The following is a 15,199-nucleotide window of genomic DNA, read 5'->3' as shown; positions in this document are numbered from 1 at the left end:
ATACGCGGCGGACGCCGTCCTCGTCTCGGGCTCCCCGACGAGCGGCGCGAGGAGCCCGCGCCCTGGACCTGCACCCGAGCCCCGCCCCGGCGCGCGACGACGGGCAGGTTGCCCGAGACGACGGCTGGCCCCGGCAAGTCGCGTCCCTGGCGCACGACGCGCTGATCGCCGAGCTTGAAACCTGGCCCAAGCCGGGGCTCGTCAGCCCCGTCGATTCCGGCAGCCACGACGACATGGATGCCGGCACGCTGCGGGCGAGCGCCGCGGCGATCCGCCCGTTCTTCGCGGACCTCGTCGCGGCTGGAACGCGGGGGGCGACGATGGAGCATTTACGCGCCATCGGCCTTGAGGCGGAGGCCGCGATGATGGACGCGACCGACGGCGTGAACGCGCATCGCGGCGCCATCTTCTCGCTGGGACTGATCTGCGCGGCCGCCGGGGTAACCGGCGATGGACCCTGCACCGGCGAAGCCCTCGCTCTGGCGGTCGGCCGTCGGTGGGGCCCGGTGATCGGCGGGGCCCCGACCTCGCCGACGAGCCATGGCGGCCGCGCCGCGCGCCGCTACGGCGTGGGCGGCGCCAGTGCCGAGGCGGCTGCCGGCTTCCCGACGGTCCGCGTGGTCGGTCTGCCCGCCCTGCGCCTCGGCCGGACCCGCGCCCCCATGGATCCCGTTGCCGCCCGCGTCGACTGCTTCTTCGCGCTTCTGGCCGTCGTGGACGACACCAACCTCCTGCATCGCGGCGGAACGGACGGGCTGAACGCCGCGCGCGCGGCCGCTTCGGTTTTCGCGGCGACCGGCGGTGTGTCGGCGGCGGGCTGGCGCGACCGCGCCCTCGACGTCCACCGCGCCTTCGTGGCGGCGCGCCTGAGCCCCGGTGGCTGCGCCGACCTCCTCGCCACGACGCTGCTCCTCGACGCACTCGAGAATCGGGCTTGAGCATCCGCCGGACCGTTCGGCCGCATTCCCGTGACGGCGCCGGGTCCCCACATGCGAGCCATCACCTCCTCGCCACGGTTGCCTCGTGACCTTCATCAGGATCGCGCTGCTCGCGCTCGTTGCTCTCTTCCTCGTCCCGGTCGCCATCTCCGCCGCGCTCTATTGGCTGCGGGCGAGCGGCGATTGGCGCCATGCCGACCGGTCGAGCGCGGGTCTGCTGCCCAAGGCCGAAGCCCTTCCCGGAGCCGTCGTGCGGATCTTCTCGGCCCGCACCGTGAGCTGGCGCGGCATCGTCGCGACGCATAGCTGGATCGTCATCAAGGATCGCGATGCCCGCGCCTATCGGCGATTCGATTACACCGCCTGGGGCCAGCCGATCTGGGTGGATCGCTTCGTTCCTGACGGCAACTGGTTCGGGAATGCCCCGGCCATGATCTTTGCCGCCGACGGTGCGGAGGCGGAGGCCATGCTTCCGCGGATCCGCAAGGCCGTGACCGAATATCCGTACGCCCGCCCCGGCGACTACGTCGTCTGGCCGGGCCCGAACTCCAACACCTTCGTCGCCGCCGTCATGGCGGCCGTGCCGGAGATCCGGGCCAGCCTGCCGACGACGGCGATCGGCAAGGACTTCCCTTATGATGGCCGGTGGATCGGCTGGACCCCGTCGGGCACCGGCATCCGAATCAATCTCGGCGGTTACGCCGGCCTGACGATCGGCTGGATCGAAGGCCTCGAACTCAACCTGCTCGGGGGGGTGGCCGGGATCGATCTGCGTCGGCCGGGCATCAAGCTACCCGCCCTGGGACGCGTCGGCCTCTAGGCGGCGAGGTTTGTCGGCCACGTCACCGATGCGACGGCGAGGATGGCGAACAGAATCCTCCTGTCGCCCCGCGCGGCGTTCGGCTGCCGCGGGGCCGCCACGACCGTTCCATCCCCGGGAACTCAGAAATCCAGAAGGAAATTTGATCGCGCGGATGCCCTTCGAACGTTCGGCGGGCAGGTCCGATCACTGTATCGGCCCGTAATACGCACAAATTATTGGAACTATAGCCATTTCGAATTACGGTCGGTTCGAGTCCGATCATTTTGATCTCTTTGCTGCGGCGCAAGATCCTGTAAGACGCGGGAGTATCTTTATCAAAGACTCGGTCGAACCCTATGCGCGCCTCCATCAAAGCTCGTCTGATCACCCTCCTCGCCTTGCTGGGGGCCCTGTGCGTCGGCTCGACGATATTGGGCAATGTTGCGCTCTACAAAAACCACCAGAGTCTTCGAACGGTGTTCGACGATCGGCTTTTGTGCTTGAGTCAGTTCAGCCAGATCCGGGACTCGTACGAGGTCATACTCCGCGCCATGCGCAACGCGGTGTCGCGCGAGATCGGCCCGGAGGAGGCTGCCAAGATCTTCAGACGGGAGCTGGCGCGCGCGAAGGAGGTCTGGGCCGCGTACACGGCCACCGCCATGTCGCGCGAGGAGAGCGGGGTCGCGGGCGAGGTCGCGGCTCGCCTGAGGCAGAATGAGGCGATCGTCGAGGATCCGCTGCGGCGCTTGGACCGGGGTGAGGCAGTCGATTTCGCGGCAACCCGGCTCACCCTGCTGGCCGGGACGGGGCCGACGAATGTCGGCCTGGCCAAGCTGACCGAGATGCAGGTCGGGGAGGCCCGTGCCGAGTTCGAGCGCGCGACCGCGCTGGCTTGGTGGCTTCGTGCTCTGCTGCTCGTCGCGCTGGGCATCACGGTCGCCGCAGTCGCGTACGGTCTCGTCGTGATCCTCGTCCACGTGATGCGGCCCATCGGCATGACGACCGCCACGATGTCTCGTCTCGCTGCGGGCGACCTCGACGCGCCGGTCCTGGGAGCGGGCCGCCGCGACGAGATCGGCGCCATGGCCCGCGCGGTCCAAGTGTTCAAGGACGCGCTGATCGCGAAGCGCGCGTCGGACGCTGCGGCGGCCATTCAGCTGGCGGAGAAGGCCCACCGGGCCACGACCTTGGAGCGAGCCACGGATGCGTTCCGTGACCAGGTCGAACGCATGGTCCGGACGTTGGCGCGCGCCGCGGGCGAGATGGAGGCGGCCGCGCGGCTCATGAGCCGGAACGCCGACCAGACGGCCGCCCAGTCCTTCACCGTCTCGTCGGCGGCCGAACGTACCTCGGCCAACGTCCAGACGGTGGCCGCGGCCAGCGAGGAGCTGGCGACATCGATCGGTGCGATCAATGTCCAGATCGCCCGATCGTCCGACATGGCGGAGCGTGCCGCCGCCGACGCGACGGCGACCAATTCGCTGGTCATCGGCCTGGCCGACGGCGCGGAGCAGATCGGAACCGTCATCAGCCTGATTTCCGGCATCGCGGCGCAGACCAACCTGCTCGCCCTCAACGCCACCATCGAGGCGGCCCGCGCCGGCGAGGCGGGCCGCGGCTTCGCCGTGGTGGCCGCCGAAGTCAAGGAACTGGCCAGTCAGACCGCCAGGGCCACCGAGACGATCTCCGGGCAGGTCGCCACCATCCAGGGCGAGACCGACCGCGCGGTCGACGCCATCCAGTCCATCGCGGCCACCGTGCTGGACCTCCGCACCATCGCGGTCGGCGTCGCGGCCTCCATGGAGCAGCAAGGCGTGGTCACGCAGGAGATCGTCCGCAACGTCACCCAAGCGGCGGACGGCACGCATTCGGTCACGGTCAATATCGCGGCCGTCACCGAAGCGGCGGGCGAGACCGGTACCGCCGCGAACCGTGTCCTGGCCGCAGCGACGGAGCTGTCGCGGCAATCCGAAGATCTGGGTGACGCGGTCGCGGATTTCCTGGCGACCGTGCAGGCTGCCTGAGAAGCAGAGGCTCGTCAGAGCATCGGCGATGCCACAGGGTCGGGCAGGCGCATCAGGGGCGCGCCCACGCGCAGGCGCGCGCCCTCGACCAAGCCCGGCCGCAGGTCGAAGCCGGCCGGCGCCAGGACGACGAGGGTCGAGCCGTGCTCGAACCAGCCCATCTCGGCGCCCTTCCCGAGCCGCGCCGAGGTGGCGAGAGTCCGACCTCCGGTTCGGCGCAGGGCTGCGCCTTCCGGCAGGAAGCCGAGGCGCAGGCCCGCGACGAGGATCGCCGCGACGGGGACGAGGGTGACGGCATGGCCGGCCTCCGCGACCGCGAGGCGGATCACCGCGCGCTCGTTGCGGCAGAACAGCGCCTCGACGCGCTTCAGGGCAATCGGATTCACGTTCCAGGTGTCGCCCCAGATGTGCCGGACCGATTCCACGCGCAGGTCGTGGGGTGCGTGGAAGCGGTGGTACATGCCGGCGGTCAGCCGCAGGGTGGCGTAAGCGCCGCCCTCGTGGGATTGCGCCAAGCCCTCGTCGCCGCCGAGGAGGTCCGCCAGCCGGTAGGACAATCCCTTGATTTGATACAGCCGCCCCGCCTCGATCCGCCCGTGCGCACCCAGGATCGCGTCGCACGGGCTCGTGAGGATGGCGGGATCCGCGTCGATCGGCCGGGCGTCGGTCCTGAGGGCGCGCACGAAGGCGGCGTGCAGGCTCGGGAAGCGCGCCTCCTGCGCGTCGCTGAGATCGACCTCGCAGAACAGGCGCCACGCTGCGATCGAGAGATCGCGCACGAGCGGCTGCTCGATGCGGCTGAACCAGCCCATGAACCGCGTCGCAAGGCGGCGCGGGAGGCGGTTGGTCAACAGGAAGTTGAGATCTTCCTGCGCGCCGAGCTGGGCCAGGATACGGCGCAGCCGGAATTCGGTGACCGTCATCATGCCGTGAACCACCTCCGATAGGGCGCGGGGCGATGTCCGCGCTCCTCGCCGCCCTGTCCGCCGCCGCCGCGCTCGTCCTGCCGCGCGCGGTTCAACGCCTGCAGCTTTCCCGGGCGAAACACCCCTCGCTCACGGGCCACGCGCGGATGGCCCGGCGCGTGGCCCGCCTGATCCCGCACTACGCCTATTCCGAGCGCGCCTTCTTCCGCTCGGACGATCCCAACGAGGCCGTGGCGCTCCGGCGGGAAGCCGGCTTCGCGCGGCTCTCCGCACTCTACCGGACACGCTTCGCCAAGACCCGGGCCGAGACAGAGGGGGTGCGTGACGGTCTGTCGGACCTGCAGTTCACCGGGCTCTACCGGGTGCCGTTCCAGTATGCCGGGCACGTGCGCGCGCATCTCGGCGCCGGCGCCTTCGCGGCCACGTCCGAGGGCGTGACCGTCACGGACCTCGACGGCAACGTCCTCTACGACCTCGCCGGATCCTACGGGGTGAACCTGTTCGGCGTGGATTTCTACCGCGCCTGCCTGGAAGACGGGGCGGCGCGGGTCTCCTCGCTCGGCCCGGTGCTGGGCCCGCTTCACCCCGTGGTCGCCGGCAACGTTGCCCGGCTGAGGATGCTGTCCGGCCTCGATGAGGTCTCGTTCCACATGTCGGGAACCGAGGCGGTCATGCAGGCGGTGCGCCTGGCCCGCTTCCACACCGGCCGGCGCCGGATCGTGCGCCTGTGCGGCGCCTATCACGGCTGGTGGGGCGAGGTGCAGCCCGGTATCGGCAATCCGATCCCGACCCGCGACACCCTCACCCTGGCCGACATGTCGAAGCGCACGCTGCGGGTTCTCGCGACCCGCCGGGATGTCGCCTGCGTCCTGATCAACCCGCTCCAGGCCATGCACCCCAATGCCGGAGCGGCAGCGGATTCCGCCCTGGTCGACAGCGGCCGGAAAGCCAGGTTTGATCGCGCCGCCTACACCCGGTGGCTCCAGGACCTGCGGGCGGTGTGCAGCGCCCGCGGCATCGTACTGATCCTCGACGAAGTCTTCCTGGGTTTCCGCCTCGCCCGCGGCGGCGCGCAGGCATATTTCGGCCTGCGCGCCGACATGGTCACCTACGGCAAGACCCTCGGGGGCGGCCTCCCTGTCGGCGTCCTGTGCGGGCGCGCCGACCTGATGCGTCGCTACCGGGACGACCGACCCGTCGACATCTGCTTCGCGCGGGGCACGTTCAACGCGCATCCCTACGTGATGGGCGCCATGAGCGCGTTCCTCGACCGACTCGATACGCCCGAGATCGCGGCCCTGTACCGGGATCTCGACGCGACCTGGGAAGGACGGGCCGCGCGGCTCAACGCCCTGCTGGCGGAGGCCGGCCTTCCCGTGCGGGTGGCCAACATGTCCACGGTCTGGACGGTCCTCTACACGGAGCCGTCGCGCTACAATTGGATGCTGCAATTCTACCTGCGTGCCGAGGGGCTCGCCCTGTCATGGGTGGGATCGGGCCGCCTGATCTTCAGCCTCGCCTACGACGACGCGGCCTTCGAGGCCGTCGCGATGCGGTTCGTGGCGGGGGCCGAGGCCATGCGGGCGGATGGCTGGTGGGATTCCGGGCCGTCGAGCGACAGGGCGATCCGACGGAAGATCCTTCGCGAGGTGGCGGCGGTGCGCCTGGGCGGCCTCGGCGCCGCCCTGGGTCTGCGTGCGCCGGACCGCGCCTGATCCGACCGGGGCCGGGCTTCGGCGTTTGGAGAGGATCGTTCCCTGGCTGGGAGGGAGAGCCGACGCCGTCGTTTGAGAAGCCGGAGGGGATCCTGGGGGCCGGCATCGCGTCGGCGCACGATCCTGCGCATCGGCGGGACTGGATGTCGACCTCCGGTTCGCGACCCTGGGAAGGCCGCCGCAGCCGTCGATGCGACGAGTCCTTCGGTCGACGTGCGTGTGCTCGGCCGGACAGGCCGAGTTCCGCGCGCGGTCAACCGACCGAGCGCCACGCCTCGGATTGCGCGCCGATCCACCGGCCGGTCCGCCCTCAGGCGCCGCGCTCGTGCGGCTCGGGCTCCTCGACCAGTTCACCGTGCAGGAGGGCGAGCGGCGCCCTGTGGTAGAGCTTGATGTCGTGAAACGGGTCGGTGAGGATCTTGGCGCCCCAGACCAGGCCGGTCTGCACATCGCGCTGGATGAACAGCTGTGCCATCCGGAACACCAATCCGGCGAGCGCCAGCCACAGCCAGATCCAGCCGACGTTGCGGATCAGATCCGTGGTGGTCTGGTGCGGGGTGATCAGACCGAGCAGGCTCGGATCGAAGTAGAGGATCAGCGGCGCGAGCGCCCAGATCACCAGCAGCACGACCTTGCGCTGCAGGTTGTATCCGACCTTGATCTCTTCCTTGTGCTCATGCGTGGTCTCATTGACGTGATCGTAGCCCTTGGGCTCGAAGAACAGGTGCCCGACCTGGCGGGACGTCATCGCCACGAGCCAGCCGACCAGCGCCGCGGTGGCCGGATCCTTGAATGCCAGGGCGTAGGCGACGAGGAAGCTGACCGCACTCACCACGTGCAGGCTCTGGTTGATGCGATTGTGGTGATAGTAGCGGTGGTCGTCCCAGCGCTGCACGCGCAACGCTTCCATGAAGCTCGCCATGATGTGCGTCCCCATTCGGATATGATGGTCGGTACCGGGTTGGCGGGCCGTCAGCCGTCCCGCTTGCGCAGGCGGACGAGGGAGAAGTGGCCGAGCGGCGGTAGCGCGCGGCGCTCGACGATCTCGACAGGGGCATCGGCGGCCCAGGCGGTGTAACGGTCCCAGGCGAACTCGGTCCGCCAGCCCAGGCGGCCGGTGATCGGAGCCAGCGCGTGTTCCACGGTGCGGCGCAGGCCGGCCTCGGCGCCGATTCGCGTGGTGATGACGATCTCCCCCCCGGGCCGGAGAACCCGGGCGAACTCGTCGAGGGCGGCCTCCGGATGCGGCACCGCCGTCACCACGTACTGCGCCACGACGACGTCGAAGGCGGCATCCGGGAAATCGAGATGTTCGGCGTCCATGACGGCGAGCCGCTCGACGTTGCGCAGACCGAACCGCGCGACGCGCCGACGCGCCTTTTCCAGCATCGGCCCGGAGATATCGATGCCGACGATGCTGCGGGCGCGCCGGTAGGCCGGGAGCGACAATCCTGTACCGACGCCGACTTCCAGGATGCGTCCCCCGACCCGTTCGGCTGCGGCCGCCGCCAGGGTCCGTCCCTGCGCGAAGACCGGCCCGAAGACGAGATCGTAGACCGGCGCCCAACGGCCGTAGGCCCTCGCGACGCCGTCGCGGTCGAGATCCGGGCCGAGGGCTCGTGCGCGCGACGTGCCGGTGCCGTGCATTCCGATGGCCATGAGATTCCGTCTCTGTGAGTGCCGTGACGAGGCTCCGCGGCCGGCCAAGCTTGCCGACTGGAGGGACGGAGGTGCCGCCGGTCCGGGCGTGGATCCGGTGCGGGGGCCGCCAGCGCCGGGGAAGCACGGCCACCTGTCAGGGTGCCGATCCCGCGCGTCGCGCCGGTTCGCTCAAGACAAACGGGGCGATCGAGAACGCTGCATTGCCCTGCACCTCGTAGATCGCACCGCGCCGCTCCGCGAAGATCTTTCCGCCGGCAAAGCTATGACTGTCCTTTGACAGCGTTGTGACAATAAAACTTACGCTCTCCTGCCAGATGCACTTCGCTGGCAAAGCATACGGGGGTCCAACGAGCGGGATCGCGGCCTTCCGCGCCGCGGCCGGCATGGACGACCGGCTGTCGCGCTGGGCTCGCTGCCGCGATCGAGGGCTGCCCTCGTGGCCGCCGCGGCGCACGCATTGTTCACGACGTTCGAGCCGGTGCAGGCCGGCAGCCTCGCCGCGGGGTCGCAAATGAGCGATGTTTTGATGACCGGATGTCGCGAGGTCGGGCCTCCGACATCATCTCGCCCTGATATCGACGAGATGTGATCGGGTATCGCTGGGAGAACGGGGCGCTGTGACGCTCCGAAGGAGCATTGCGCGTGATGAAGACTATGCGGCGTCAGACCATCGCGGTGGCGGCCATCGCGGGGCTCGCCCTCGGCGCCGGACAGGCCCGGGCGGCGCAGTGCGGCAGCACCGCCGCGGGTTTCGAGACGTGGAAGCGTCAATTCGCCGAGGAGGCGCGCGGCCGCGCCAGTGCGGCGAGCCTCGCGGCGCTCCAGAACACCACCTACTCCACGGCCACCATCTCGGCGGACCGCGGACAGCACAGCTTCAAGCTGTCGCTTGAGCAGTTCCTCGCGAAGCGCGGCGGTCCGACGATCGTGTCGAAGGGCCGGGCGCTCAAGCGGCAGAACGCGGCCCTCTTCGATTCGATCGAGCAGCGCTACGGGGTGCCCCCGGGCCCGCTCCTGGCGATCTGGGGCATGGAGACCGGGTTCGGCGCGGTGCGCGGCAACGTCAACACGCTCTCGGCGGTGGCGACCCTCGCCTACGATTGCCGGCGTTCGGAGTACTTCACCGACCAGCTCTACGCGGCCCTCACGCTCGTGGACCGGGGCCTCCTGACGTCGAGCACCCGCGGCGCCGCCCACGGCGAGGTCGGCCACACGCAGTTCCTGCCGAAGAACGTGCTCGCCTACGGCACCGGCGATCTCAACAACGTCGGTGCGGCCCTGTCGTCCACGGCCAACTTCCTCAAGGCGCATGGCTGGCGGGCCGCTGCGGGTTACCAGCCCGGCGAGCCGAACTTCGCCGCGATCCAGGGCTGGAACGCGGCGTCCGTCTACGAGCGGGCCATCGCTCAGCTGGGACGTCAGATCGACAACGATTAGTAGTCATCGCCAGCCAATTGCGGCGTGTAACCTCGGGCGAGAACAGCAACGCGCCCGAAAATGGTCCCGATCGATCAAAGATCGACCATGGAGCCGCCCCAGAAAAGCCCGCCCGTCCCTGCTGTTTCGGCCCGGGCGGGGCCCGAATGACCGTCGCGATCCCTGAGCCAAGCGCCTGGAGATCGCGACGATCGTGCGAGCACCCGCTCGGCGACGAGGAGCACGGGCACTCGCATGACCATCGTATCCGTGTCGGCGGACGGCCGAGACACCCGGCACGCGCGGCGTTCCTGCGTGGCACCCCTGTCGCTGCTCACCGGCGCGATCCTGATGGCCGCGATCGGGAGCCACCTGCCGCAGCGCGAGCTGCCATCCGGCGTCCAGATCGATCGCGCCGAGGGTCCGATTGCCGAGGCCGGACCCGCGCCCGGGGCGCTGCGTGCCGAAACCGACAGCACGATCTCGACCCTCGACGCGCTTCCCTTCGAGCCACCGTCCGGGGACGGTCGGCGCGAGGCCACCGGCGGACCCTTGTCGCGTTGGGCCTGGACCCAGATGGTCCCGCCGGCCCTGCCGTCGGACGTTGAGCCCGAGACCGGCAGAAGCGTCGAGACGCAGATTCCCGAGCCGCCGCGGGCCGCGATGATCGTCCCGCTGCCGCTGCCGCGTCCGCCGGAATTCCGAGCGCCAGCGGCGGCCGGTCCGGTTCGCAGGATGGACCGGCGGATGGCGCGACGCGACAGCCCGCCGCTCCAACCGGCCGCACCCGCGGCCGACGACCGCTCGTTCCTCGAGAAGTTCTTCGGCATCGACCGCGCGCCGGCCCTGGCCTACGCGGCACTGGAGAGCAAGCCGGCCGACGTCGCTCCGCAACGCCGCATCTCGCCGCCGCTGCCCCTGGCCCGCGAGCCCGGGGCGACGGCCGGAATTGCCGTCTACAACATCGCCGCCCGGATCGTGACGCTGCCGAACGGCGAGCGGCTGGAAGCGCATTCCGGCCTCGGCGAGGGCTTGGATGATCCGCGGCTCGTCAACATCCGCATGCGCGGTCCGACCCCTCCGGGAACCTACGACCTCACCGAGCGCGAGCAGCCGTTCCACGGCGTGCGCGCCATCCGGCTCAACCCGGTCGGCGGCAGCGAGGCGGTCTACGGCCGCGTCGGCCTCCTGGCGCACACCTACATGCTGGGTCCGCGGGGCGATTCGAACGGCTGCGTGTCGTTCCGCGACTACGACCGCTTCCTGCAGGCCTTCCTGCGCGGCGAGGTTCAGCGCCTCGTGGTGGTCAGCGGAACGCAGGATGCTCTGCCGGCCCTCGCCGACAGCGGCGCCGGGCGGACCCGGCTGGCGCGCAACGGCGGCTGAGGCGGCGCGGGAGGGACCTGAAGGAGAGGGCCGAGGCCCTCCCGGGGTCTGATCAGACGTCCAGGTTGGCGACGCTCAACGCGTTCTCCTGGATAAACTCGCGGCGCGGCTCGACGACGTCGCCCATCAACTTGACGAACAGGTCGTCCGCATCGGTCGTGTCCTTCACCTTCACTTGGAGGAGCGATCGCACGTCGCGGTCAAGGGTGGTCTCCCAGAGCTGCTGGGCGGTCATCTCGCCGAGGCCCTTGTAGCGCTGGAGCTGGAGGCCCTTGCGGCCGAAGGCCATCACCGCCTCGAACAGGGCCACGGGGCCGTGCAGCACGGTCTCGTCAGCCTTGCGCATCAACGTGGCGGGCTCGCCGTAGATCTCCCGGAACGCGTCGGCCCGCTCCGCCAGGCGGCGGGCCTCCTGAGAGGTGATCAGGCCGGCGTCGAGGGTCGCGACCTGCCGAACGCCGCGCAGGGTTCGGCTGAGGCGGTAGCCGCCCTCGAAGGCCTCGCCCGACCAGCCCTGCTCGATCTCGTCCGCGATGCCGTCGAGCCGGCGCGCGGTCACGTCCGCCAGCACCTCGGCCTCGCCCGCCCGGGACGCCACCTCGGCGTCGAACGCCCCCGCCAGCACCGCCTGCTCGACCACGGCCCGGTCGTAACGGGTGTGAAGGCCCTGCAGGATGTTCCGGAAAGTGCGCGCCTCCTCGACGAGACTCTTGAGCTGGGCGCCCGCGAACTCCGCCCCCGTGGACAGGCGCAGGATCGCTCCGTCGGTGCCCTGGTCGATCAGGTAATCCTCGAGGGCGCGCTCGTCCTTGAGGTAGATCGCCCGGCGGCCACGCTCGGCTTTGTAGAGCGGCGGCTGCGCGATGTAGAGGTGGCCCCGGTCGATGAGTTCCGGCATCTGACGGAAGAAGAAGGTCAGCAGCAGCGTGCGGATGTGCGAGCCGTCCACGTCCGCGTCGGTCATGATGATGATGCGGTGATAGCGCAGCTTCTCCGGGTTGAAACCCTCGCGGTCGGTCGAGGAGCGACCGATCCCGGCGCCGAGTGCCGTGATCAGGGTGCCGATCTCGGCCGATGATAGCATCCGGTCCGCCCGGACCCGCTCGACGTTGAGGATCTTGCCGCGCAGCGGCAGCACCGCCTGGAACGCCCGGTCCCGGCCCTGCTTCGCCGAGCCGCCGGCCGAATCACCCTCGACCAGCAGGATCTCGCATTTGCTCGGATCGCGCTCCTGGCAATCGGCGAGCTTGCCGGGCAGCGAGGCGATGTCGAGGGCGCCCTTGCGGGTCACGGTCTCGCGCGCCTTACGGGCCGCCTCGCGGGCCGAGGCCGCCAGCACGACCTTGCTCATCACGGAGCGGGCCTGCTGGGGATTTTCCTCCAGCCAGGTCGACAACCCCTCGTTCAGTACGTTCTCCACCGCCGGGCGGACCTCGGACGAGACGAGCTTGTCCTTCGTCTGCGACGAGAATTTCGGGTCCGGCACCTGAACGGAGACGACCGCGGTCAGGCCCTCGCGGCAATCCTCGCCGGTGAGCGAGACCTTCTCGCGTTTCGAGACGCCCGACGAGTCGGCGTAGCCGGTGATCTGCCGGGTCAGCGCCGCCCGGAACCCCGCCATGTGGGTGCCGCCGTCGCGCTGCGGGATGTTGTTGGTGAACGGCAGGACGGTCTCGTTGAACGAGTCGTTCCACCAGAACGCCACCTCGACCCGGATGCCGTCACGCTCGGCTCGAACCACCACCGGGCTCACCATGCCGTCGATCGGCTTGCGCGACCGGTCGAGGTAGCGGACGAACGCCTCGATGCCGCCTTCGTAATACAGCTCCTCGCGCTTCTTCTCGGCGTGGCGCGCATCGGTCAGGACGATGCGCACGCCCGAATTCAGGAAGGCGAGTTCGCGCAGGCGCTTCTCCAGCGTCCCGTAATCGAACTCGATCATCGTGAAGGTTTCGGTCGAGGGGAGGAACGTCACCTCCGTCCCGCGCCGCCCGTCTCCGGGGCCGACGACCTTGAGCGGCGCCACGGCGTCGCCGTGGCGAAACTCCATCGCGTGCTCCGTGTCGTTGCGCCAGATGCGCAGGCGCAGCCAGGACGACAGCGCGTTCACCACCGAGACGCCCACGCCGTGGAGGCCGCCGGAGACCTTGTAGGAGTTCTGGTCGAACTTCCCGCCCGCGTGCAGCTGGGTCATGATGACCTCGGCCGCCGAGACGCCCTCCTCCCTGTGGATGTCCACCGGGATGCCGCGCCCGTTGTCGGAGACCGTGCAGGATCCGTCGGCGTTGAGGGTGACGGTCACGAGATCGGCGTGGCCGGCCAGGGCCTCGTCGATGGCGTTGTCCACCACCTCGTACACCATGTGGTGCAGTCCGGAGCCGTCATCGGTATCGCCGATATACATGCCGGGCCGCTTGCGGACGGCATCGAGGCCCTTCAACACGCGGATCGATTCCGCGCCGTATTCGGCGTGCTCGGTCTGGGGGGTGTCGGACATGTACTTCCTCGGGCAGGCGGGCCTTGAAGCGACGGAGCGACTCGCGCCGTCGGGCGCCCACGCCTGCGCTCTCGTCTGGTCCGCCTGATATAGGGGTTCCGCGTTGAGAATGCACGATTTTACGGGCTTGAGCCGAGCCTGTGTCCCGCTTTTCTGACGCGCTCGGCTTAACGCGGCGTTAGCCCTCGATGCCGCCTGCGCTCGCCGTGTCCAAGCGCGCGATGGCCTCGTCCGGAAGCGTGAGGCGCGCGGCGCCGAGCAGCTCCTCGAGCTGGGCCACGGACGTGGCGCTGGCGATCGGCGCGGTGATGCCCGGGCGGGCGATGATCCAGGCAAGTGCCACCTGGGCGGGGCTCGCCCCCCGCTCGGCGGCGACCGAATCCAGGGCGTAGAGAAGCGCGAGGCCGCGCGGGGTCAGGTACTTGGAAACCCGGTTCTCCCGAGCCCGGCCGGCGGCGGCCCCGGGCGCGCGGTACTTCCCGGTGAGGAAGCCGGCGGCCAGGGAGAAGTAGCCGATCACGCCGACCTGCTCGGCGCGGCATACGGGTTCGAGTTCGGCCTCATAGCCGCGCTCGGCGAGGCTGTAATCCGGCTGCAGGCACTCGTAGCGCGGCAGGCCGGCGGACGCCGAGAGCGTCAGGGCCTCGGTCAGCCGCGCCGCGCCGTAGTTGGAGGCGCCGATGACGCGGACCTTGCCGGCCGCGATCAGCCGCTCGTAGGCCCGCAGGGTCTCGTCCAGCGGCACGGCGGGATCGTCGAGGTGCGACTGATAGAGGTCGATCCGGTCGGTCTGCAGCCGGCGCAGCGAGGCCTCGCAGCCGCGCGCGATGTGTTCGGGAGAGAGCCCCTTGCCGGCGTCGCCGAGATCCATGCCGACCTTGGTGGCCAGGACGATCCGGTCCCGTACCCCGGGGCGAGCGGACAACCAGCGCCCGATCACCGCCTCGGACTCTCCGCCCGCGTGGCCCGGCGCCCAGCGCGAGTAGACGTCGGCGGTGTCGATGAAGTCAAAGCCGCTCGCCACGAAGCGGTCGAGGATCGCGAAGGAGGTGGCCTCGTCGGCTGTCCAGCCGAAGACGTTGCCGCCCAGGCAGAACGGCGCGACCGTCAGTTCGGAGCGTCCAATGCGTCGCTTGTCCACGGCGTCAATCCTGCAGGAACGGGTTGGAGACGCGCTCCTCGCCCAGCGTGCTCGTCGGACCGTGGCCCGGGATGAAGGCGATGTCGTCGCCGAGCGGCAGAACCTTGTCCTTGATCGCGCGGATGAGCTGCTCGTGGTTGCCGCCCGGAAGGTCGGTACGGCCGACCGAGCCCTTGAACACCACGTCGCCGACGAGGGCGAAGCGAGCGTCCCGGCTCACGAACACGACGCTGCCGGGCGAGTGGCCGGGGCAGTGCAGGATGTCGAAGCCGAGGTCCCCCACCGTGACCGCATCGCCCTCGTTGAGCCAACGGTCCGGCGTCACCGGGCGGGCCTCGCCCAGCCCGTAATTCGCCGCGGTCTCCGGCAGCGAGTCGAGCAGGAACTTGTCGGCCTGATGCGGCCCCTCGATCGGCACGCCGAGGCGCTCGCGCAACTCGTCGGCTCCGGCCGCGTGGTCGACGTGTCCGTGCGTGAGCAGGATCTTCTCGACGTGGACGCCCTGCTCCCGAATCGCCGCCTCGATCCGATCGAGGTCGCCGCCGGGGTCGACCACGGCCCCGACTTTGGTGGCGTCGTCCCAGATCAGGGTGCAGTTCTGCTGGAAGGGCGTGACCGGGATGATCCCGGCGCGGGGCGTTCCTGGCATCGCGTATACGGTCCTCGGCGCGCCCGGCGGGCGCGGATCGCCC

At 70.0% G+C, this 15,199-nt stretch carries 12 protein-coding genes; 6 read left to right on the top strand and 6 right to left on the bottom strand.

The features are described from left to right. Positions 1 to 62: 62 nt before the first annotated feature. The 3 genes from mdcB (at position 63) to MKK82_RS22975 (ending at position 3,764) form a co-directional block, all read left to right on the top strand. Positions 63 to 938, top strand: coding sequence for a triphosphoribosyl-dephospho-CoA synthase MdcB (mdcB, locus tag MKK82_RS22985; RefSeq protein WP_313902112.1), 876 nt, complete (start codon positions 63 to 65; stop codon positions 936 to 938). Positions 939 to 1,023: 85 nt separating this feature from the next. Further along, positions 1,024 to 1,758 carry a DUF3750 domain-containing protein gene (locus MKK82_RS22980; protein ID WP_238285484.1) on the top strand — a complete coding sequence of 245 codons (735 nt, stop codon included), beginning with the start codon at positions 1,024 to 1,026 and terminating at the stop codon, positions 1,756 to 1,758. Positions 1,759 to 2,096: 338 nt separating this feature from the next. Continuing rightward, positions 2,097 to 3,764 carry a methyl-accepting chemotaxis protein gene (locus tag MKK82_RS22975; RefSeq protein WP_243986921.1) on the top strand — a complete coding sequence of 556 codons (1,668 nt, stop codon included), beginning with the start codon at positions 2,097 to 2,099 and terminating at the stop codon, positions 3,762 to 3,764. 14 nt (positions 3,765 to 3,778) lie between these two features. Here the strand turns inward: MKK82_RS22975 and asd are convergent, their stop codons facing one another. Further along, positions 3,779 to 4,690: an archaetidylserine decarboxylase gene (gene asd / locus MKK82_RS22970; RefSeq protein WP_238285486.1), complete on the bottom strand. Its 912-nt coding sequence runs from the start codon at positions 4,688 to 4,690 to the stop codon at positions 3,779 to 3,781. Positions 4,691 to 4,722: 32 nt separating this feature from the next. Between asd and MKK82_RS22965 the strand changes: the two genes are divergently transcribed. After that, positions 4,723 to 6,405, top strand: a complete 1,683-nt coding sequence (locus tag MKK82_RS22965) for an aminotransferase class III-fold pyridoxal phosphate-dependent enzyme (protein WP_243986919.1) — start codon at positions 4,723 to 4,725, stop codon at positions 6,403 to 6,405. Between the two features lie 310 nt (positions 6,406 to 6,715). On the opposite strand, the gene MKK82_RS22960 is transcribed toward MKK82_RS22965, so the two are convergent. Then, entirely contained in the window at positions 6,716 to 7,327 is a 612-nt protein-coding gene (locus MKK82_RS22960) for a hypothetical protein (RefSeq protein ID WP_238285488.1), read from the bottom strand. A 50-nt stretch (positions 7,328 to 7,377) separates the two neighbouring features. Further along, positions 7,378 to 8,064 carry a class I SAM-dependent methyltransferase gene (locus MKK82_RS22955; protein WP_238285489.1) on the bottom strand — a complete coding sequence of 229 codons (687 nt, stop codon included), beginning with the start codon at positions 8,062 to 8,064 and terminating at the stop codon, positions 7,378 to 7,380. A gap of 648 nt (positions 8,065 to 8,712) precedes the next feature. Here MKK82_RS22955 and MKK82_RS22950 point away from each other — a divergent pair. Next, complete coding sequence (locus MKK82_RS22950) at positions 8,713 to 9,504, top strand: lytic transglycosylase domain-containing protein (RefSeq protein WP_243986967.1); 792 nt, start codon at positions 8,713 to 8,715, stop codon at positions 9,502 to 9,504. Between the two features lie 234 nt (positions 9,505 to 9,738). Further along, on the top strand, positions 9,739 to 10,869 hold the full coding sequence (locus tag MKK82_RS22945; protein ID WP_238285491.1) for a DUF2778 domain-containing protein: 1,131 nt from the start codon (positions 9,739 to 9,741) through the stop codon (positions 10,867 to 10,869). Positions 10,870 to 10,921: 52 nt separating this feature from the next. On the opposite strand, the gene gyrB is transcribed toward MKK82_RS22945, so the two are convergent. The 3 genes from gyrB to MKK82_RS22930 all read right to left on the bottom strand — a co-directional run bounded on the left by gyrB (position 10,922) and on the right by MKK82_RS22930 (position 15,156). Further along, positions 10,922 to 13,366 (bottom strand): DNA topoisomerase (ATP-hydrolyzing) subunit B, encoded by a 2,445-nt coding sequence (gene gyrB, locus MKK82_RS22940; protein ID WP_238285492.1) that lies wholly within the window; start codon positions 13,364 to 13,366, stop codon positions 10,922 to 10,924. A gap of 178 nt (positions 13,367 to 13,544) precedes the next feature. Beyond that, positions 13,545 to 14,507, bottom strand: coding sequence for an aldo/keto reductase (locus MKK82_RS22935; protein ID WP_238285493.1), 963 nt, complete (start codon positions 14,505 to 14,507; stop codon positions 13,545 to 13,547). Positions 14,508 to 14,511: 4 nt separating this feature from the next. Next, positions 14,512 to 15,156, bottom strand: a complete 645-nt coding sequence (locus MKK82_RS22930; protein WP_238285494.1) for an MBL fold metallo-hydrolase — start codon at positions 15,154 to 15,156, stop codon at positions 14,512 to 14,514. Positions 15,157 to 15,199 lie beyond the last annotated feature (43 nt).

It is taken from the genome of Methylobacterium sp. E-046 (assembly GCF_022829625.1).
Taxonomy (GTDB): Bacteria; Pseudomonadota; Alphaproteobacteria; order Rhizobiales; family Beijerinckiaceae; genus Methylobacterium; species Methylobacterium longum.
This window is presented reverse-complemented; position numbering and strand designations above follow the sequence as displayed.

What these genes read in the sequence shown, in the direction of transcription:
- MKK82_RS22975 (WP_243986921.1), top strand. Translation starts at nt 2,097, where the DNA reads ATGCGCGCCTCCATCAAAGCTCGTCTGATCACCCTCCTCGCCTTGCTG.
- asd (WP_238285486.1), bottom strand. Translation starts at nt 4,690, where the DNA reads ATGATGACGGTCACCGAATTCCGGCTGCGCCGTATCCTGGCCCAGCTC.
- MKK82_RS22965 (WP_243986919.1), top strand. Translation starts at nt 4,723, where the DNA reads ATGTCCGCGCTCCTCGCCGCCCTGTCCGCCGCCGCCGCGCTCGTCCTG.
- MKK82_RS22960 (WP_238285488.1), bottom strand. Translation starts at nt 7,327, where the DNA reads ATGGCGAGCTTCATGGAAGCGTTGCGCGTGCAGCGCTGGGACGACCAC.
- MKK82_RS22955 (WP_238285489.1), bottom strand. Translation starts at nt 8,064, where the DNA reads ATGGCCATCGGAATGCACGGCACCGGCACGTCGCGCGCACGAGCCCTC.
- MKK82_RS22950 (WP_243986967.1), top strand. Translation starts at nt 8,713, where the DNA reads ATGAAGACTATGCGGCGTCAGACCATCGCGGTGGCGGCCATCGCGGGG.
- MKK82_RS22945 (WP_238285491.1), top strand. Translation starts at nt 9,739, where the DNA reads ATGACCATCGTATCCGTGTCGGCGGACGGCCGAGACACCCGGCACGCG.
- gyrB (WP_238285492.1), bottom strand. Translation starts at nt 13,366, where the DNA reads ATGTCCGACACCCCCCAGACCGAGCACGCCGAATACGGCGCGGAATCG.
- MKK82_RS22930 (WP_238285494.1), bottom strand. Translation starts at nt 15,156, where the DNA reads ATGCCAGGAACGCCCCGCGCCGGGATCATCCCGGTCACGCCCTTCCAG.